Here is a 17330-nt window from a genome sequence, read left to right as displayed (position 1 = left end):
CCTTGTCTATTTCTATGTTTCGCGCCCGCCGGGAGAAGGTGGGCGGCTTAGAAGCCGTGCATGTTGGTGGGGCCCCAGAAGGCGCGCATTTCAATCACTTCATTGGCGTCGTTGAAGCGGAAGGTGTCGATGACGTCGATGCGCTTGTGGCCGCCATCATAGTTGAGGTTCACCGAGAAGGGGAAGACGGCATAATCGCCTGCCACGCGCACCGGGCCTTCGAGCTTCAATTTCGCGCCGGTCTGCATCGATTGCGCGTAAAAGGCGCGAATGGCTTCGCGGCCCTTGTGGATGGGCGAGCCGATCGGGTCTTCAACGGTTGCATCCTGCGCATAGAGGGCGGCGACCTGGTCGGCGCTGCCCGCTTCGAACGCGGCGACATAGGCGTGGACGGCGGATTCCATCTTGACGGGATCGGGCATGGTTTTGGCTCCAGCTGGGGTAGCGGCGAGAAGGCTCAATGTGAGGGCGAGGATGGCGCGGGCCAAGGCCGTTATTCCGGAAAATAGCGGTTGATGGTATCGACCACGCAGGCGGGCTTGTCTTTTCCTTCGATCTCGACGGTGACGCGGATCACCGCCTGGATGGCGCCGCCCTTCACTTCCTCGACCGAGACGATTTCGCCGGTACCGCGAATGCGCGAGCCAACGACCACCGGATTGAGGAAGCGGGTCCTGTCCATGCCGACATTGACCCCTGCGGAAAACCGCCGGACCTCGACGATCTGGGGCATGAACAGGTTGACGAGGGAAAGGGTCAAGTAACCATGCGCGATGGTCGCGCCGAACGGACCGTCCTTGGCGCGCACCGGATCGACATGGATCCACTGATGGTCGCCGGTGCACTCGGCAAAGGCGTCGATCCGCGGCTGGTCGATGGTGAGCCAGTCGGCGGTGTCGAGCTTGGTGCCTTCCTTGCCGAGCAGGTCGCGGGGATTCTCGAAGATGGTCGCCATCTTACGCCCGCTGGCTCGAGACCGCGACGATCTCGCCGGTCATGTAGGAGGAGAGGTCAGAGGCGAGGAACATCATCACATTGGCGATTTCCCAGACCTCGGCGGGGCGCTTGAACGCTTCCTTCTCGACCAGCTTGTCCAAAGCTTCCTGGGTGGTCACCTTGGCGAGGAAGGGGTGCATGGCAAGGGATGGCGAGACCGCATTGATGCGTACGCCATGTTCGGCCGCCTCGATCGCGGCGCAGCGGGTGAAGGCCATCACCCCTGCCTTTGCGGCGGCATAATGGGCCTGGCCCTTTTGCGCGCGCCAGCCCAGCACCGAGGCGTTGTTGACCATGACGCCCGACTTGTTGGCATACATTGACGGCAGGAAGGCGCGGGTCATGCGGAACAGCGAGGTCAAGGTGACGTCGAACACGCGCGCCCACTGCTCGTCGGTCATATCGACGATGTCGGCCTCGCCGCCCAGGCCCGCATTGTTGATGAGGACATCGACCTTGCCCAATGCTGCGAGCGATGCGTCGCGCAGGGCCTGCACGGCCTCCTCGCTGGTGACGTCGCACACGAAGGTGGCGGGACGCTCGACCTTGGCTTCGTCAGCGATGCGGTCGGCCGCTTCATTGAGGCGGCGTTCGTGGAAGTCGCTGATGAGGAGCTTTGCCCCTTCCTCGGCGGCGCGCTTGGCGGCGGCAAAGCCGATGCCGGTGCCGGCCGCGGCGGTGACGACCACGGTCTTGCCCTTGAGCATGCCGAGCGGGGTCGGATAGGGGGGCACAGGAGAAGTCGGGGTCATGCGGCGTCCTTCATGATGATCTGGGCGAGGGCTTCGCGATGCTGGTCGGGGGTTCCGAGCCAGCTGGCGCAAGCTCTGGCGCGCTTGAAATAGAGATGGGCGTGATGTTCCCAGGTAAAGCCGATGCCGCCATGAAGCTGGATGGCGTCGCCTGCGACCGAGCAATAGGCGTCGGAGACATAGGCGCGCGCGGCATGGGCCGCCTCGGCCAGTTCCTCGCCATTTTCATCGATCGCGGCGGCGGCATAATAGGCGGCCGAGCGCGAGGCTTCGACCAGCAGCATCATGTCGGCGAGCATATGTTTATAGGCTTGGAAGGAGCCGATGAGGCGGCCGAACTGGACGCGCTGCTTGGCATAGTCGACGGTGGCGTCGAGGCTGTACTGCATGCCGCCGGTCTGTTCGGCGGTGAGCAGGCCAGCGCCGATGGTGAGGGTGCGCGCGATCGCGGCCTTGGCGCTGCCGGGGGCGCCCAGGATCATCTCCGGCGTCACGGCGCAATCGAAGGTCAGCGTCGCAAAGCGGCGGGTGCGGTCGAGCGCGGGCAGCGCCTCGATGACGAGGCCGGGGGTGTCGGCTTCGAGGACGATGAGGCTCTCGTCAGCGGTGGCCACCACGATCAGCTCTGCCACATGGCCGAAGGTCACGAACTGCGCGGTGCCGCTGAGCTTGCCGTTGGTGAGGGTCGGGCGGCTTGCGGTCCCGGCGAAACTGGCGCGCGTGCCCGACGCGAGGCGGGGGAGCAGCGCTGCCTTCTGTTCCTCGCTGCCTGCCGCCAGGATGGCTTGCACGGCGAGCACGGCGGTCTCGAAGAAGGGCACGGGCGCGAGGACCCGGCCGGTTTCTTCGAGGACCAGCGCCATTTCGACCGCGCCCAGGCCAAGGCCGCCTTGGGCTTCGGGGATCATCAGTCCGGCAAAACCCATTTCGCCAAGGCTCGACCACAGGCTCTCGTCAAAGCCGCTCGTCCCTTCGACGGCGGCGCGGATGACATCCGGGTTGGCGGCGTCGGTCAGGAAGTCACGCGCCGCTTCCTGGATCGCGCGCTGGTCGTCGCTGAGCGCGAAGTCCATCAGGCGGCTCCGTAAACGGGCTTTGCAGGCTCGCGGGTTTGGAGAAGCCCCCGCACGATCGCGTCCATCTCGCTGGCGTCAATCCGCGCACCCTTGTCGAAGGCGGGGCTGTCGGTCCAGCCTTGCGAGAGGAAGACCTGTCCGCCCTTCAATTCAAACACCTGGCCCGTCACGCCCTTCGACTGTTCCGACACCAGATAGGCGACCAGCGGCGCCATGTTTTCCGGCGCGAACAGGTCGAACTCGCCTTCTTTCGCCTCCATGTCGAACGCGCCGGTATTGGTCATGCGGGTGCGGGCATTGGGCGCGAGCGCATTGGCGGTGATGCCCAGGCGGCCAAGCTCGGCGGCCTGTACGAGGGTGAGCGTGGCGATGCCGCCCTTGGCGGTCGAATAGGCCGACTGGCCGACCGAGCCCTGCAAGCCCGCGCCAGAGGTCGTGTTGATGATGCGCGCATCGACCGGGTTGCCGGCCTTGCTTTGCGCGCGCCAATATTCAGCGGCGTGGCGCGAGGTGCAGAAATGGCCGCGCAGATGGACGCGGATCACCGCGTCCCATTCTTCCGGGCTACAGGTGAAGAACATGCGGTCGCGCACGAAGCCTGCATTGTTGACTACGGCATGCAAGCTCCCGAAGCTGTCGAGCGCCTGTTCGACCATGCGCTTGCCTGAGTCCCATTCAGCGACATCGTCGGTGTTGGCGACGGCCTCGCCGCCCATGGCGCGGATCTCATCGACCACCTGCTCGGCCGCGCCCTTGGTTTCGCCCGCCTCGCCATGGGTGCCAACGCCAAGGTCGTTGACCACGACCTTGCAGCCTTGCGCCGCGAGACCCAGCGCATAGGCCTTGCCCAGCCCATTGCCCGCCCCGGTCACGATCGCAACACGTCCTTCGCAGATACCCACTTGCCTTACTCCTTCATTGCGCTGCGACGGGGATCAGCAGATGCTGGTTCAAGTCCCCAACGAGATCGAGCAGGGAATAATCCCGCCCGGAAAAATGCCATGCCCCGTCCGTGCGGACGAAGGCGTCATGATAGCGGCCCGCGCAGATCGCCTGGAGCGGCAGGTCCTGCGTTGCCTGAAACACGGTATAGTAAGAGCGGCAGGTGGCGGTGCCCGCGTCCTCGTCCACCTCGACGATGGGATTGGTGATGACATGTTTGGTGCGCGGCGTGCCATCGTCATGGATGCGCACATGAGCGCGCCAGAGCGCCAGCATCGGCGCTGCGCCTTCGACCATTTCGCCGCCGCCGGTCTTGATCGCCGCGCGCTCGAACAGGGCGGCGACGCCTTCGAGGTCGCCTGCGTCCATCAGTTCGGCATAGCGGTAGAGGAGGTTGGTGATGGCGACAGCGCTGTTCATGCTTGGCCTTCCCGCTGCGCCGCCTGTTTCTCACGATGCTGCGCGGTCTCGCCGGTGAGGCGCACGGCGACAGCGTCCGACGCCACGCGCTGCGCCTGCCGCTCCGGGCTGGCTTCGCGCAGCGGCTCGGCCTCGACCAGCCCAGTCAGCGCGGCCTTGGCGAGCTTTTGATATTCGCCCTCGCCATTGTTGCGCCAGGTGACCTGATGCGGCTCGAAGGTCTTGACCACCTTGGCCGGATTGCCGACGACCAGGCTGCGTGGCGGGGTCACCGTGTCGGACTTCACAAGGGCAAGGGCGGCGACGAGATTTTCGTCACCTATGACGGCATTGTCGAGGATCACCGCGTTCATCCCGACAAGCGCATTTTCGCCGATCTCGCAGCCATGGATGATCGAGCCATGGGCGATGGTCGCGCCGCGACGGATGACCGTGTCGCGCAACTGGTTGGCATGGACCGACACATTGTCCTGGATCGAGCTGTCGCCTTCCACCACGATCCGCCCGAAATCGCCCCGCAGCGAGGCACCCGGCGCGATGAAGCAGCCCGGCCCCACGATCACGTCGCCGATCAGCGACGCGAGCGGATGGACGTAGCTGGTCGGATCGACGACGGGGGTGATCCCCTGATAGGCGTAGGCGGGCATGGAGCGCCTCGTCTCTTAGAGCCGCTCGATGATGGTGACGTTGGCCTGGCCGCCGCCTTCGCACATGGTCTGGAGGCCATAGCGGCCGCCGGTGCGTTCAAGGGCGCCCAGCAGCGTGGTCATCAGCCGCGCGCCGGTAGCCCCGATCGGATGGCCGAGCGCGATCGCGCCGCCCTGCACATTGACCTTTTCGTGCGGGATAGCGAGTTCCTTCATCCAGGCCATGGTGACGCTGGCAAAGGCCTCGTTGCATTCGAACAGATCGATGTCGCCGATCGCCATGCCCGCCTTCTTGAGCGCATATTGGGTGGCGGGGATCGGGCCGGTCAGCATCCACACCGGGTTGGCGGCGCGGACGGACAGGTGATGGATGCGCGCGCGGGGCTTGAGGCCATGGTCCTTGACCGCCTGCTCGCTGGCGATCAGCAGCGCGGCGGCGGCGTCGCAATTCTGGCTGGCGACCCCTGCGGTGACGATGCCGCCTTCATTGACGGGCTTCAAGGACGCGAGGCCCTCAAGCGAGGTGGTGGGGCGGATGGTTTCGTCGCGGGTGAGGCCCTCGAGCGGTGCGACTTCATGATCGAACCAGCCATTGTCCCAGGCGGCCTGCGCGCGCTGGTGGGAGGCGAGGGCGAAGGCTTCCATCGCTTCCCGGCTGATGCCCCATTTGTCGGCGATCATCTCGGCCGACTTGATCTGGTTGACCTCTTCCATGCCATAGCGCTCGACCCAGCCCTTCGACCCGTGGAACGGGCTGTCGAAACCATATTGCGCGCCCGCGATCATCGCGGCCATGATCGGGATCTGGTTCATCGCCTGGCTGCCGCCCGCGACCACCAGATCCTGGGTGCCGCTCATCACGCCTTGCGCGGCGAAGTGGACGGCCTGCTGCGAAGAGCCGCACTGGCGGTCGACGGTGACGCCGGGGATTTCCTCCGGCAGGCCTGCGACCAGCCATGCGGTGCGGCCGATATCGCCTGCCTGGCCGCCGATCGTCTCGGTGCAGCCCCACACCACGTCATCGACGCCTGACGGGTCGATGCCGGTGCGCTTGACCAGTTCGCGGATCGGGTGCGCGCCAAGGTCGGCGGGATGGACGGCGGCGAGGCTGCCCTTCTTGCGGCCGATGGGGGTGCGGACGGCGTCGACGATATAGGCTTCAGGCATTTTCAAGCTTCCTGCTTTTGTCCAGCGTCTCTGGCAAAGGTCTGGTCCGGCCCCATGGGCTGGGTGAAGATGCGCGTGGCGATGCGCGCGCGGTGATGGGCGGGGGTGCCCCATGTTTGCGTCAGGGCAAGGGCGCGCTTCAAGAAGAGGTGGACGTCCACCTCCCAGCTGTAACCCATCGCGCCATGCACCTGGATCGAGGCGCGGGCGGCCTTGTCGGCGGCCTCAAGGGCCACCAGCTTGGCATGGCTGACACGGGCGCGGGCTTGCGTGTCGCGCGCGCCGATTTCGGCGGCCGCCGCTGCCACCACGGGCTTGGCGAATTCAATCGCGACCTGAGCGGAGGCCAGGTGATGCTTGACCGCCTGATAGCTGCCGATGGGCTTTCCGAACTGCTGCCGTTCCTTGGCATAGTCGACGGCGAGGTCGACCGACCGCTGGGCCAGGCCGAGGCCAAAGGCAGCGTTGAACAGCGCCGCGCGGTCGAGCGCCAAGTCCCAATCCGCCTTGCCCAAAGCCGTCGCCTTGTCCTTGCTCCACGCGACGGAGAAGATGCGGCGGAACGGATCGATGCTGGGCTGCGCCGTCAGCATCACCTGATCGGGCGTCACCAGATAGGCCTCACCGCCATCATGCAGGATAATAGCCGCCGCGCTGTCCGCATTGGCGACGAAGGGGTTGAGCGGATGCTGGATCGCAATCGTCGCGCTCGGATCGGCCAGCACGTCACTGTCGGGGGCCAGCGCCGCCAGCATCGGCGCGGCGACCCCTGCGCTTTCCACCAACGGCTCGGGCAGCGCGACATAACCCGCTTCCTGCGCAATCAGGGCAAAGTCAGTCTCGCCAAGCCCGATGCCACCCGCGCTTTCGGGCAGCAGCACCAGCGTCAGCCCGGTTTCCACGATGGAGGCCCAGCGCGCATCGTCGCGCGCCACGCCTGCTTCCATCATCTTGCGCCAATGATCGGGCGTGCAGCTGTCGGCGAACAGCGAGCGCGCGGTCTCGGCGAACATCAGCTGTTCTTCGCTTAAGGTGAAATCCATCTTAAATCCCCTTAGCGCGGCAGGCCGAGCATGCGCTCGGCGATGATGTTGCGCTGGATCTCGTTCGACCCGGCATAGATCGGGCCTGCGAGCGCGAAGATATAGTCGTCGATCCAGTCGACGGGGTTCGCGTCCGGCGCTTCGTGCGTGAGTTCGGCCTGCGGTCCCAGGATATTGAGCGCGGTTTGCGTGAGGTGAATGTCGAGTTCGGACCAGAAGATCTTGTTGGTCGACGCCTCCGGGCCGATCTTGGCGCCCGCCATCAGCCGCGAGGCGGTCTGGTAGATGTTGAGCGCATAGGCGTCGGCATTCATGTGCGCGCGTACGACATCGGCTTCGAGCGCGGGGTCGGCCGTTTCTTTGTTGGCGGTCCACAGCTCGGCAAGCTTCTTCGCTGCTACCTGATAGCGGGCAGGGGAGCGCAGCATGAGGCCGCGTTCAAAGCCTGCGGTCGCCATGCAGATATGCCAGCCCTGGCCTTCGTCGCCGAGGCGATTGAAGGCGGGGACGCGGACATTTTCGAGGAAAATCTCGGCGAAACCGACATGGCCGTTGATCTTCTTGATCGCATTGACCGTCACGCCCGGCGCATTCAGCGGGAAGAAGACCAGGCTCATGCCCTTGTGCCGCTCGCTGCCCGGCTCGCGGAACAGGCCGAATGCCCAGTCGGCGAACACCGCGCGGGAAGACCAGATCTTGTGGCCGTTCAGGATATATTCGTCGCCCTCACGCACGGCGGTCGCCCGCACGCCTGCCAGATCGGACCCGGCCATCGGTTCGGACCAGGCCTGCGCCCAGATTTCCTCGCCCGACGCCATCTTGGGCAGGAAACGCTGCTTCTGCTCATGAGTGCCGAATTCGATCAGCGTCGGACCCAACAGGAAAATGCCATTCTGGTTGACGCGGCCCGGCGCCCCGGCGCGATAATATTCTTCCTCGAAAATCAGCCACTGGATGAGGTCAAGGCCGCGCCCGCCATATTCCTTGGGCCATGTCACCATGCCCCAGTCGCCCGATTTCAGCGTATTTTCCCATTGGCGATGCGCTTCGAAACCTTCGCGCGTTGCGTCGAAATGCTCCAGCGATCCCTGCGGCACATGGGCTTCCAGCCAGCTGCGCACTTCGGCGCGGAACGCCTGCTGTTCGGGGGTATAGGTCAGGTCCATCAGAATTTCGCCGCGCCCTTGTTATCGACAAAGGCGTCGCGCGCCTTCTGGCTGTCTTCATGCATGTACATTTCGAGCGTGAAGCCCTGCTCGATCCGGTAATGGGCCGAGGGGTCGGTGGGCTCGATGAGGTTCAGCGCCTGCTTGGCGATGACCAGCGCGGCGCGGCTCTTGGACGCGATGATCTCGCAAAAGGCATAGGCCTCGTCCTTGAGATTTTCGAGCGGCACGACCTTGTGCACCGATCCGTGGCGATAGGCGTCCTCGACCGGAATGCGCCCGCCGGTGAAGAAATTGGCGCGCACCATCTGGACCGGCAGCATGCGGCTCATGAAGGCGGCTCCCCCCATCGCGCCGCGATCGATCTCGGGCAGCGAGAAATAGGCCCCTTCCGCCGCGATCAGCGCGTCGCAGGCGCCCGCGATATTGACGCCGCCGCCGATGACGAAGCCGTGGAGCGCGCCGACCACGGGGATCGCGCATTCGCGGATCGCCTTGAAGGTCAGGTAATTATCCTTGTTCAATTTGGCGATGCGCTCGGGATGGGCCTGCATCTCCTTGATGTCGACGCCGCCGCAGAAACCGCGGCCTTCGGCGCGGATCAGGATGCACTTCACATCTTCATTCGCCGCGGCTTCGTAAACCATGGCCGGGATCGATTCCCAACCCTTGGTGTCGAAGGCGTTGACCGGCGGATGGTCGAACAGGATTTCGGCGATGGCGCCCTTGACGGTCAGCGTAATCGGCATTGTCTTCCCTCTTCTTCAGGCGGCGCTGGCGGTCTCGCGGCCCATCGCGGCGAGCGCGGCCAGGCGCTCATGCGCCTCGGCGACGATGCGATCGACCAGTTCCTGGCAGCTGGGTATTTCAACGATGCGTCCGCCGACCACGCCGGTCGCCATCACGCCATGTTCGATGTCGCCCTCGACCACCGCCTTCTGGATCAGCATCGGCATGGTCGCGGCCATCATCGCCTGCTTCAGGGGCACCTGGCCATGGCCGGTCATGCCCTTGGCCGACTTGATCATGTCGAGCCAGCTGGCCCCGCTCAGCTTCTTCATCGCCGCGCTCGCTTCGAGCGCGCGCAGCCACATGGCGAGCTTTCCGGATTTCTCGATCTTGTCCATCAGGCGGGTGCGCACCATCCGCTGCGGGATGCCGTCGAGCTTGGTCGTGACGACGATGCGGTCGGTCGAGGCCTTGAGATATTCCGCCTTGGCGCTGTCGGGGACCGGGCTTTCCTTGGTGAGGAGGAAACGCGTGCCCATGGCGATGCCGACCGCGCCATAGGCGAGCGCTGCGGCAAGGCCACGCCCGTCGGCAAAGCCGCCGCTCGCGATCACCGGCACCTTGACGGCGTCAAGCACCTGGGGGAGCAGCACGGTGGTGGGGACAGAGCCTGTATGCCCGCCGCCTTCGCCGCCCTGGACATTGACCATGTCAACGCCGAGCTCGACCATCTTCTGCGCATGCTTGACCGCGCCGACGGTGGGGATGCACAATATGCCCGCATCCTTGAACCGGCCGATCATCTTGGCATTGGGGCCACGGCCAAAGCTCACCGCGCGCACCTGATCCTTGTTGGCGAGGATCAGCTCGACGATTGCGTCAGCGCCGGGCTGAAAGCTGTGGAAGTTGACGCCGAAGGGCCGGTCGGTGCCCTTGCGGACGGCGAGCAGCTTCTCGCGCGCTTCGTCCGGCGTCATCACCGCCGCGCCGAGGAAGCCGAAGGCGCCCGCATTGCTCGACCCGATGACGAGGCTGGGTTCCGCCACCCAGCCCATCGCGGTCTGGATGATCGGCCAGCGGCAGCCAAGCCGCTCCGTCAGGATCGTGTGCAGCGGATCGCCCATCATTCGCTCGCCTGTTTCTTATTGGCCTCGGCCATCTTCTTGGCATCGAGGCCCGCGATCGAACTGCCCTGGACGAGGTCGTTCTGGGCATGGGCGAAATGGTGCATATGATATTGCGCGTCCATCGCGTTGCGCTTGCCCATCAGCTCCTCGACATGGTTGACCGCCTGCTTGGTCAGCCAGTTGCCAAGGCGGGGCTGGGCGACGAGCTTGGCCGCCATGCCTGCCACCGTCTCGCGCAGCGCCTCGCGGGAGACGATCTTGTTGACCATGCCGAAGCTTTCGGCCCGCTGCGCGCTCATCCGCTCGCCCAGTAGCAGGAATTCCTTGGCGACGCGCGGGGGGAGCTCATAGGCATGGGCGAAATATTCGACGCCCGGGATGCCCATGCGGTTGACCGGGTCCTGGAAGAAGGCGTCGTCGGTCGCGACGATGAGGTCGCACACCCAGGCGAGCATGAGGCCGCCCGCGACGCAGGCCCCCTGCACCATGGCGATGGTGGGCTTGGGCGCATCGCGCCAGCGCCGGCACATGCCGACATATTGCTCCTTCTCGCGGGTGTAGAGCAGTTCGGCCGCGGGCTTGTTGACATGGCCGGGCACCAGCAACCGGTTCTCGAAATGCTGGTGCACGTCGCGGCCCGGCGTGCCGATGTCATGGCCAGCGGAGAAATGCTTGCCGTTGCCGCCCAGCACGATCGCGCGCACATCGTCATCGTTCACGGCGCGTACGAACGCGTCATCAAGGGCATAGGTCATCTGGCCGTTCTGGGCGTTGTTGAAGCCCGGACGGTTCATCATGATCCACGCGACATGGTCGATCACCTCATAGGTGACCGGCTCATCCGTTTCGTAAACAATGTCGACCTGCTGCGGTTCGACCAGGCGGTCGGTCTCGTTCATCGTCAGGCTGCCCTTCTGTCTCCGGCCGGATTGTCCTTGAACACGGTCGCCCGGACATTATTGGGGTCGATCTTCGCGATCAGCTCCAGCTGCTCGGCCGTTGGCGCGGGCGTGGTGGGGATTTCGCCATCGATTTTTGCCAGCGGGAAGCCGGTATTGTCCTGCACTTCCTCGAACGTCACACCCGGATGCAGCGAGATCACGCGGATCTGGTGATCCGGCCCGCCGAAATCCATCACGCAAAGGTTGGTGATGATGCGGCGCAAGTCCAGGCCCTGGGGCGCAGCGCCATTGCGGTAGCGCGCCGGGTTGTAGCCCGCCATGCACACGAAATCGACCTCGCCCTCAACAAACGCCCGCTTGTTGTGGTTTGCAAAGAAGAAGCTGTTGGGGTGGCTGATCGAATTGCCCGGAAATCCGCGCGCGCCCAGCATCGCTGCTTTGGGCTTCTTGTGATCGCCAATAACGGAGATGTTCGCCTGGCCATAGCGGTCGATCTGCACCGGCCCGACCAGCGCATGGCGGCGGCCGCTCCACAGCGCCGAGAAGACGCGGTCATAATTGGCGATGCCTTCAAATTCTGGCTCGGCGGTACGCTTGCCCGGGCCGACCGGCTCGCTGGTGTACCAGGCCTCGCCATCGGTGGTCTGGATCGCGGGCGCGAAGCTCAGTTTGGCAAGGCCAGCGCCGATGCGGGGGAGGGGGCCGATGCCGGTCGCCATCACCTCGCCATTCTCGCGCCAAACTTCGGCGCAGGCGGCGATGACGAGTTCAGCGAGCGAATAGCTGTTCTGGGTCATGGGTCTCTCGCTTAGTAAATGGGGACGGGGAGCTGCTTGACGGCGTCCGCGCCGCCGATCGCTGCCTGATAATCGGCTTCCGACACGTCGATATATTTCGCCTTATACTCGGCCCAGGCTTCGGGCGAGGCGGCGCTTTCGACATAGGTCTTGATGTGCTTGAGATCGAGCTGATAGTCGGGGTCAGCGCTCGAGGGATGCGCGCCCAAGGGTGCCTCGGCAACGCCGGTGATCATCGCGCGCTCGACGAGGTTGTAGCGGCTGTTCTTCTTCATATCGAGCTCAGCCGTCGGCACGATCTTCTCGACCGTCGCGTAGCTTTTCTTGGCTGCGCGCACGAGCAGTTCATCGAAGATCGGATCGACCGAGAGGGTGAGGATATTGCCGCGCTCGTCGGAACGATGGGCATGGATGAGCGCGATGTCGGGCACCAGCGCTGGCATGGCGACGAATTCCTCGCCATCGGCATAGGGGCTCTTCACGAATTTGAAGTCAAAGCCGTCCTGCGTGATGATGTCGGTGCCGATGCCCACGCGCGTCGGCAGGAAGGGCAGCTTCATCGCGCCTGCGCGCAGACCCCAATGATACATGCCCTCGTCAAGCTCGAGCACCTCGAAGGCGCCCGCCTGGCGGGCGTTGCGGAAATGGGGTTCGAGCGGATAATGGTCGAGGCTGGCAAAGGCGAAGACCAGCTTCCTGATCTTGCCGGTGGCGGCGAGCAGGCCGATGTCCATGCCGCCATAGCCCGCCATGACGGTCAGGTCTTTCAGGTTCGAGCGGGCGATGGCGCGGATCAGCGCCATGGGCTTGCGGCGCGTGGCCCACCCGCCGATGCCGATGGTCATCCCGTCGGAAATCTGGTCGACGATGTCGTCGACGCTCATGCGCTTGTCGAGCATAATGTCAGTCATCCTTTTGCGTCAGTCCTGCTCATGAGCCCATTTATGGCCCCAGTCGCTTACAGAAAGGCTGGTGGTGGGGACCCAGGTCGCCGGGTCGATTACCAGGCCGTTCCAGCCATATTCGATGTCGAAGCCGCCGGGCGTCTGCATGTAGAAGCTGGTCATCTTGTCGTTGACATGACGGCCCAGCGTTGCCGAGAGCGGCACCTTGCCCTTGCTCTTCAAAACCCGGTCATAGGCGCGGCCGACATCCTCGAGGGAGCCGACCTCGAGCATCATGTGGACAGCGCCATTGGGGCTTTCGGGCAGCTGGCCAAGCGCCAGGCTGTGATGGCGGCCATTGCAGTGCATGAAGGCAAAGCCCACGCCCGGATCATCCGCGCCCCCACCCATCAGGTAGAAGCGGCCAAGGTCGGTGTCGCCAAAGCCCATGACCTCTTTGTAGAAGGCGTGGGTCTCGTCGAAATTGGGGGCAGTGAGCACGACATGGCCCATCCCCATGTCGCCGTCCGCGCCATGGGGGCTGCCGGTCACGAAGCGGCTGACGCCCGCGGGCGAGACGAAGGGGGCGTAGTCGACGAAGCGGCCGTAGAAGAGCTCCATCGGGTTACCCGCCGGGTCGGACGAGCGGGCCAGTTCATAGACCTGACGGCCACGCGCTTCCATGACCCCCGCCCGTTCCACCGGACGGCCCGCCGCCTCGAGGCGGGCCAGCACCGATTCGAAGGCGTCACGATTCGCGCATTCCCAGCCCGGCGCCACGAAGCGGTCGGCCGCGCCTTTCTGCACCCGCAGGCGCCAGGGCCGGTCGTCCATGCGAAACAGCGCGACGTCTTCGTCCGGCGAAGGGGCCGCCATCAGCCCTGCGATATTGCAGGCAAAATCCTGCCACGGCCCGAGCTCCCGCGCCTCGATCACCACATAGCCTAGCGATATCACTGCCATTTCAAGCGCCTCGCCTTCTTTCCTGTCTGCCAGCCATGCTCTGCCGCAGAGCGTTGCAAAATGACCTTCCCCATACGCATATGGCAAGCGCTGCCGCCTGTTTCGCGCTTGGCAAGGAGGGGCAGTTAAGCGCGCTCACGAGCTTATGGCAATTCGTTCCCAATCCGCCTATAAGCAACGGCCCAAATGCGCAAGCCCTGTTTGCCTTGACAGTTTGCGTAATAGCAGTTTACATAATCTACGCATATAGCAAATCTGAAGTAGAGTCGCCTACAATGGAGAAGATCATGACCGGGGCAGTAGCAAGCCGACCCATTGACGAGGCGAATGCCGGGATACCTTCGCCCGAAAGTCTGATCGCCAAAGCCAGGGCCATGATCCCGACGCTGCGCCAGCGCGCGCGCGCCTGCACCATCGCCCATGACGTGCCCCCCGAAACCGTCGCCGAGATGAAGGCGGCCGGCTTCTTCCGCGTGCTCCAGCCCAAGCGTTACGGCGGCTATGAGATGCACCCCAATGTCTTCTTCGAAATCCAGAAGGCGCTTGCCGAAGGCTGCATGTCGACAGGCTGGATCTACGGCGTGCTGGGCTGCCACCCCTATGAACTCGCCCTCTTCCATGACGAGGCGCAGAAGGAAGTGTGGGGCGATGATCCCGACATGCTCGTCTCCTCCACCTATCAGCCGGTCGGCAAGGTGGAAAAGGTCGAAGGGGGCTTCTACCTGTCGGGCCGCTGGGGCTTCTCCTCAGGCTCCTCCCATTGCGGTTGGGTGCTGCTTGGCGCGATCAATTTCGACACCGATGGCGGCCCGCCCGACATGCGCACCTTCCTGCTGCCGCGCTCCGACTATCAGGTGATCGAAGGCACCTGGGACACGTTCGGCCTTCAGGGTACCGGCAGCTTCGACATCGTCGTCGAGCGCGTGTTCGTGCCCGAACACCGCACCCACAAGGCCAGCGACGGCTTTGCCGGGACCAATCCGGGCCAGGAAACCAACACCGCCCCGCTCTACCGCATCCCCTGGGCGCAGCTCTTCATCCGCTCGGTCTCCAGCGCCGCCTTCGGCGGCATCCGCGCCGCCACTGGCGCTGCGATGGAGATCATGGGCAACCGCGTCTCGACCAACACCGGCAAGGCGTCCAAGGCCGACCCCAATCTCCACGCCGCCATCGCCCGCGCGATCGCCGAGACCAACGAGATGGAACTCACCCACCGCACGACCTTCAATGACCTCATGGACTATGCGGGCCGCAATGAGCCCGTGCCGATGGAAAAGCGCGCGCTCTTTGCCTACCAGTCCGCCAGCGTCGTGCGCCGCATGGCCGAACTGGCCGACGGCATGGTCAAGCTGCTGGGCGGCCGGGCGGTCTATATGTCGAGCCCGATCCTCCAGCCCTGGCTCGACCTCCACGCCGCGCGCGCTCATGTCGCCAATGACCCGGCCAACCGCACCAGCGATGTCATCGGCACGATCAATGGCGAACCGCCCGCCTTCACCTTCATCTGAAGCGAGCATCTGACCATCTGACATCTGGACAGCATCGGGCCAGGACAAAAGAGGATATCCATGGGCAGTGAATTGATCCGCAAGACCTATAGCGTTGCGGGCGGATATGAGATTTCGATCGCGGAAATCGCAGGGGCGCAGGCAAACGCCCCCACCGTCATCTTCATCCATGGCAGCGGTCCCGGCGCATCGGGCGCGTCCAACTTCCGCAACAATGCGCAAGATTTTGCCGATGCCGGTTACCGCGTCATCCTGCCCGACCTCATCGGCTATGGCGCCTCCTCCAAGCCCGAGACCGATTATCCGCTCGAGCTGTTCACGCAAACTTTGCTCGATGCGCTCAAGCAACATGGCATCACCGGCGGCCACCTCATCGGCAATTCGCTCGGCGGCGGCATCGCCCTCCAGATCGCGCTCGACCACCCTGAATTCACCATCGGCAAGCTCGTCCTGATGGCGCCGGGCTGCGTGGCGGAACAGATGAGCTATTTCACCATGTCCGGCATCGCCAAGATGCGCTCGGGCTTTGGCAGCCCTGAATTCAACATCGAGGAACAGCGCCGCCTGATCGGCAACCTCATGCACCCATCCTCGGCGCACCTGATCACCGACGCGCTGGTCGAGGAACGTTTTGCCGTCGCGCGCACCCAGCCCAAGGATGTGCTCGCCCGCGTCAAGACCCCCGACCTTGGGCCGCGCCTGGGCGAGGTCAAGCAGCCCATCTTCGTCCTCTGGGGCCTCAATGACGAATTCTGTCCCGAAAGCCACGCCCGCCTGTTCCTCGACGCCTGCCCCGACGTGCGCTGCCTCACCTTCTCGCAGACCGGCCATTGGGTGCAGGTCGAGCGGGCGGCAGAGTTCAACCGCTACTCGCTGGACTTCCTGAAGAATGGCTGACGCTGCTCCTGCGCAATCCGTGCCTGTTCCAGAGCCCGTCGATGTCACCGCTGGCCTTAAGGGCGCGATGCGCCGCCTGCCCTCGGGCGTGGCGATCGTCACCGCGCTGGGCGAGGGCAAGACGCCGGTCGGCATGGCCGCGACCTCGATCACCTCACTCACCATGGACCCGCCAGCGGTCCTCGTCTGCGTCAACCAGACAGCGGGCATCCACGCCCATCTCTCGCCCGGCTGTCCGGTCAGCATCAACCTCCTCTCGCGCCACCAGCGCGAAGTGTCGGCAGCATTCGGCGGCGCGGTGGCGCGCGAGGCGCGCTTTGGCGTTGGCAGCTGGACCCCCGATGCCCATGGCCTTCCCATCCTCGATGAAGCGCAGGCCAACCTCTCCTGCACGATCGAGAGCATGACCCCCTTTGGCACCCACAGCATCGTCATCGCCCGGGTCAAGGCGGTGCGCCTGTCCGACGCGGTCGATCCCCTCATCTTCCAGGACGGAGCCTATCTGTGAGCGATAGCCTGAACGAAACATTGGCGGACGAGCTCTACCAGGCGCTGCGCGAGGGGCGCACCGTGCCGCCGCTGATGGCACGTTACCCGCAGCTTGGCATCGATGACGCCTATGCGATCTCGCTTGGCGCGCTCGAACGCCGCAAGGGTGATGGCGAGCGCGTCATCGGCAAGAAGATCGGCGTCACCTCCAAGGCCGTGCAGGACATGCTGGGCGTGCACCAGCCCGATTTCGGTTTCCTGACCGACCGCATGTATATCGAGGGCGATATCGATGTCGCGGCAAACGGCCTCATCGCGCCGCGCGCCGAGGCGGAGATCGGCTTCATCCTGAAAGACAGCCTCAAGGGGCCGGGCGTCACGGCGGAAGATGTGATCGCTGCGACGGAGAGCATCGTTCCCTGTTTCGAGATCGTCGACAGCCGCATCCAGGACTGGAAGATCGGCATCGTCGATACCGTCGCCGACAATGCCTCCTGCGGCGTCTATGTGCTGGGCGAGGCGCGCGCAAACCCGCGCGACCATGACCTCCCCAATCTCCATGTCACCGTCACCAAGAATGGGCAGCCGCTCTCGGAAGGCTATGGCCATGCGGTGCAGGGATCGCCAGCGCAGGCGGTCGCCTGGCTCGCCAATACGCTGGGCGCCTATGGGGTAACGCTCGACGCCGGGGATGTGATATTGTCGGGCAGCCTGGTGCCGCTCGAACCGGCGCGGCCAGGCGATATATTCGAGATGCAGCTCCACGGGGTTGGCAGCTGCACCGCGCGCTTTATCTGAATATGAAAAGTGGCGCATCGCTTGCGG

General features: G+C 64.6%; 20 protein-coding genes. 4 read left to right on the top strand and 16 right to left on the bottom strand.

The genetic code is table 11. From position 1 onward, the window contains the following. Positions 1–47: 47 nt before the first annotated feature. The 16 genes from ACZ5TH_RS13410 to ACZ5TH_RS13335 are packed head-to-tail and all read right to left on the bottom strand — an operon-like array spanning position 48 to position 13611. Positions 48–488 (bottom strand): nuclear transport factor 2 family protein, encoded by a 441-nt coding sequence (locus ACZ5TH_RS13410; protein ID WP_464795510.1) that lies wholly within the window; start codon positions 486–488, stop codon positions 48–50. Between the two features lie 5 nt (positions 489–493). Further along, positions 494–955, bottom strand: coding sequence for a MaoC family dehydratase (locus tag ACZ5TH_RS13405; protein ID WP_464795509.1), 462 nt, complete (start codon positions 953–955; stop codon positions 494–496). Position 956: 1 nt separating this feature from the next. Further along, positions 957–1748: an SDR family oxidoreductase gene (locus tag ACZ5TH_RS13400; protein ID WP_460988414.1), complete on the bottom strand. Its 792-nt coding sequence runs from the start codon at positions 1746–1748 to the stop codon at positions 957–959. Further along, the gene (locus ACZ5TH_RS13395) at positions 1745–2821 is read right to left on the bottom strand and encodes an acyl-CoA dehydrogenase family protein (RefSeq protein ID WP_464795508.1); all 1077 of its coding nucleotides are present in this window, start codon (positions 2819–2821) and stop codon (positions 1745–1747) included. Before ACZ5TH_RS13395 ends, ACZ5TH_RS13400 begins: the two co-directional genes overlap by 4 nt. Then, entirely contained in the window at positions 2821–3726 is a 906-nt protein-coding gene (locus tag ACZ5TH_RS13390; protein ID WP_464795507.1) for an SDR family oxidoreductase, read from the bottom strand. The genes ACZ5TH_RS13395 and ACZ5TH_RS13390 overlap by 1 nt, the downstream gene beginning before the upstream one ends. A gap of 13 nt (positions 3727–3739) precedes the next feature. After that, positions 3740–4186 carry a nuclear transport factor 2 family protein gene (locus ACZ5TH_RS13385; RefSeq protein WP_464795506.1) on the bottom strand — a complete coding sequence of 149 codons (447 nt, stop codon included), beginning with the start codon at positions 4184–4186 and terminating at the stop codon, positions 3740–3742. Beyond that, positions 4183–4833 (bottom strand): gamma carbonic anhydrase family protein, encoded by a 651-nt coding sequence (locus ACZ5TH_RS13380; RefSeq protein WP_464795505.1) that lies wholly within the window; start codon positions 4831–4833, stop codon positions 4183–4185. The genes ACZ5TH_RS13385 and ACZ5TH_RS13380 overlap by 4 nt, the downstream gene beginning before the upstream one ends. 15 nt (positions 4834–4848) lie before the next feature. Next, positions 4849–6000: an acetyl-CoA C-acetyltransferase gene (locus ACZ5TH_RS13375; RefSeq protein WP_464795504.1), complete on the bottom strand. Its 1152-nt coding sequence runs from the start codon at positions 5998–6000 to the stop codon at positions 4849–4851. 2 nt (positions 6001–6002) lie between these two features. Beyond that, the gene (locus ACZ5TH_RS13370) at positions 6003–7043 is read right to left on the bottom strand and encodes an acyl-CoA dehydrogenase family protein (RefSeq protein ID WP_464795503.1); all 1041 of its coding nucleotides are present in this window, start codon (positions 7041–7043) and stop codon (positions 6003–6005) included. A gap of 11 nt (positions 7044–7054) precedes the next feature. Next, the gene (locus ACZ5TH_RS13365) at positions 7055–8209 is read right to left on the bottom strand and encodes an acyl-CoA dehydrogenase (protein WP_464795502.1); all 1155 of its coding nucleotides are present in this window, start codon (positions 8207–8209) and stop codon (positions 7055–7057) included. After that, complete coding sequence (locus tag ACZ5TH_RS13360; RefSeq protein WP_464795501.1) at positions 8209–8958, bottom strand: enoyl-CoA hydratase family protein; 750 nt, start codon at positions 8956–8958, stop codon at positions 8209–8211. The genes ACZ5TH_RS13365 and ACZ5TH_RS13360 overlap by 1 nt, the downstream gene beginning before the upstream one ends. A 15-nt stretch (positions 8959–8973) precedes the next feature. Continuing rightward, complete coding sequence (locus ACZ5TH_RS13355; RefSeq protein WP_464795500.1) at positions 8974–10062, bottom strand: NAD(P)H-dependent flavin oxidoreductase; 1089 nt, start codon at positions 10060–10062, stop codon at positions 8974–8976. After that, positions 10062–10964, bottom strand: coding sequence for an enoyl-CoA hydratase (locus ACZ5TH_RS13350; RefSeq protein ID WP_464795499.1), 903 nt, complete (start codon positions 10962–10964; stop codon positions 10062–10064). The genes ACZ5TH_RS13355 and ACZ5TH_RS13350 overlap by 1 nt, the downstream gene beginning before the upstream one ends. Positions 10965–10966: 2 nt before the next feature. Then, a complete protein-coding gene (locus tag ACZ5TH_RS13345) occupies positions 10967–11764 on the bottom strand; it encodes a CoA-transferase subunit beta (protein ID WP_464795498.1) in 798 nt (265 codons plus the stop codon). An 11-nt stretch (positions 11765–11775) separates the two neighbouring features. Continuing rightward, positions 11776–12675, bottom strand: coding sequence for a CoA transferase subunit A (locus ACZ5TH_RS13340; RefSeq protein WP_449468756.1), 900 nt, complete (start codon positions 12673–12675; stop codon positions 11776–11778). A 9-nt stretch (positions 12676–12684) separates the two neighbouring features. Beyond that, positions 12685–13611: a VOC family protein gene (locus ACZ5TH_RS13335; RefSeq protein ID WP_464795497.1), complete on the bottom strand. Its 927-nt coding sequence runs from the start codon at positions 13609–13611 to the stop codon at positions 12685–12687. Positions 13612–13898: 287 nt separating this feature from the next. Here ACZ5TH_RS13335 and ACZ5TH_RS13330 point away from each other — a divergent pair, with 287 nt between their 5' ends. From ACZ5TH_RS13330 to ACZ5TH_RS13315, 4 genes are read left to right on the top strand one after another with little or no spacing between them, the layout of a single operon-like run. Further along, the gene (locus tag ACZ5TH_RS13330; protein WP_464795496.1) at positions 13899–15119 is read left to right on the top strand and encodes an acyl-CoA dehydrogenase family protein; all 1221 of its coding nucleotides are present in this window, start codon (positions 13899–13901) and stop codon (positions 15117–15119) included. A gap of 60 nt (positions 15120–15179) precedes the next feature. After that, positions 15180–16016 (top strand): alpha/beta fold hydrolase, encoded by an 837-nt coding sequence (locus tag ACZ5TH_RS13325; protein WP_464795495.1) that lies wholly within the window; start codon positions 15180–15182, stop codon positions 16014–16016. Then, entirely contained in the window at positions 16009–16524 is a 516-nt protein-coding gene (locus ACZ5TH_RS13320; RefSeq protein WP_449468763.1) for a flavin reductase family protein, read from the top strand. Before ACZ5TH_RS13325 ends, ACZ5TH_RS13320 begins: the two co-directional genes overlap by 8 nt. After that, positions 16521–17303, top strand: coding sequence for a fumarylacetoacetate hydrolase family protein (locus ACZ5TH_RS13315; protein ID WP_464772709.1), 783 nt, complete (start codon positions 16521–16523; stop codon positions 17301–17303). The genes ACZ5TH_RS13320 and ACZ5TH_RS13315 overlap by 4 nt, the downstream gene beginning before the upstream one ends. Positions 17304–17330 lie beyond the last annotated feature (27 nt).

The organism is Sphingobium sp. TomTYG73, from assembly GCF_055394245.1.
Note: the sequence above shows the minus strand (reverse complement) of the source record. Positions and strands in the feature narration are given on the sequence as shown.

What these genes read in the sequence shown, in the direction of transcription:
- ACZ5TH_RS13355 (WP_464795500.1), bottom strand. Translation starts at nt 10,062, where the DNA reads ATGGGCGATCCGCTGCACACGATCCTGACGGAGCGGCTTGGCTGCCGC.
- ACZ5TH_RS13340 (WP_449468756.1), bottom strand. Translation starts at nt 12,675, where the DNA reads ATGACTGACATTATGCTCGACAAGCGCATGAGCGTCGACGACATCGTC.
- ACZ5TH_RS13395 (WP_464795508.1), bottom strand. Translation starts at nt 2,821, where the DNA reads ATGGACTTCGCGCTCAGCGACGACCAGCGCGCGATCCAGGAAGCGGCG.
- ACZ5TH_RS13405 (WP_464795509.1), bottom strand. Translation starts at nt 955, where the DNA reads ATGGCGACCATCTTCGAGAATCCCCGCGACCTGCTCGGCAAGGAAGGC.
- ACZ5TH_RS13360 (WP_464795501.1), bottom strand. Translation starts at nt 8,958, where the DNA reads ATGCCGATTACGCTGACCGTCAAGGGCGCCATCGCCGAAATCCTGTTC.
- ACZ5TH_RS13370 (WP_464795503.1), bottom strand. Translation starts at nt 7,043, where the DNA reads ATGGATTTCACCTTAAGCGAAGAACAGCTGATGTTCGCCGAGACCGCG.
- ACZ5TH_RS13320 (WP_449468763.1), top strand. Translation starts at nt 16,009, where the DNA reads ATGGCTGACGCTGCTCCTGCGCAATCCGTGCCTGTTCCAGAGCCCGTC.
- ACZ5TH_RS13385 (WP_464795506.1), bottom strand. Translation starts at nt 4,186, where the DNA reads ATGAACAGCGCTGTCGCCATCACCAACCTCCTCTACCGCTATGCCGAA.
- ACZ5TH_RS13400 (WP_460988414.1), bottom strand. Translation starts at nt 1,748, where the DNA reads ATGACCCCGACTTCTCCTGTGCCCCCCTATCCGACCCCGCTCGGCATG.
- ACZ5TH_RS13375 (WP_464795504.1), bottom strand. Translation starts at nt 6,000, where the DNA reads ATGCCTGAAGCCTATATCGTCGACGCCGTCCGCACCCCCATCGGCCGC.
- ACZ5TH_RS13345 (WP_464795498.1), bottom strand. Translation starts at nt 11,764, where the DNA reads ATGACCCAGAACAGCTATTCGCTCGCTGAACTCGTCATCGCCGCCTGC.
- ACZ5TH_RS13350 (WP_464795499.1), bottom strand. Translation starts at nt 10,964, where the DNA reads ATGAACGAGACCGACCGCCTGGTCGAACCGCAGCAGGTCGACATTGTT.
- ACZ5TH_RS13335 (WP_464795497.1), bottom strand. Translation starts at nt 13,611, where the DNA reads ATGGCAGTGATATCGCTAGGCTATGTGGTGATCGAGGCGCGGGAGCTC.
- ACZ5TH_RS13330 (WP_464795496.1), top strand. Translation starts at nt 13,899, where the DNA reads ATGACCGGGGCAGTAGCAAGCCGACCCATTGACGAGGCGAATGCCGGG.
- ACZ5TH_RS13365 (WP_464795502.1), bottom strand. Translation starts at nt 8,209, where the DNA reads ATGGACCTGACCTATACCCCCGAACAGCAGGCGTTCCGCGCCGAAGTG.
- ACZ5TH_RS13380 (WP_464795505.1), bottom strand. Translation starts at nt 4,833, where the DNA reads ATGCCCGCCTACGCCTATCAGGGGATCACCCCCGTCGTCGATCCGACC.
- ACZ5TH_RS13325 (WP_464795495.1), top strand. Translation starts at nt 15,180, where the DNA reads ATGGGCAGTGAATTGATCCGCAAGACCTATAGCGTTGCGGGCGGATAT.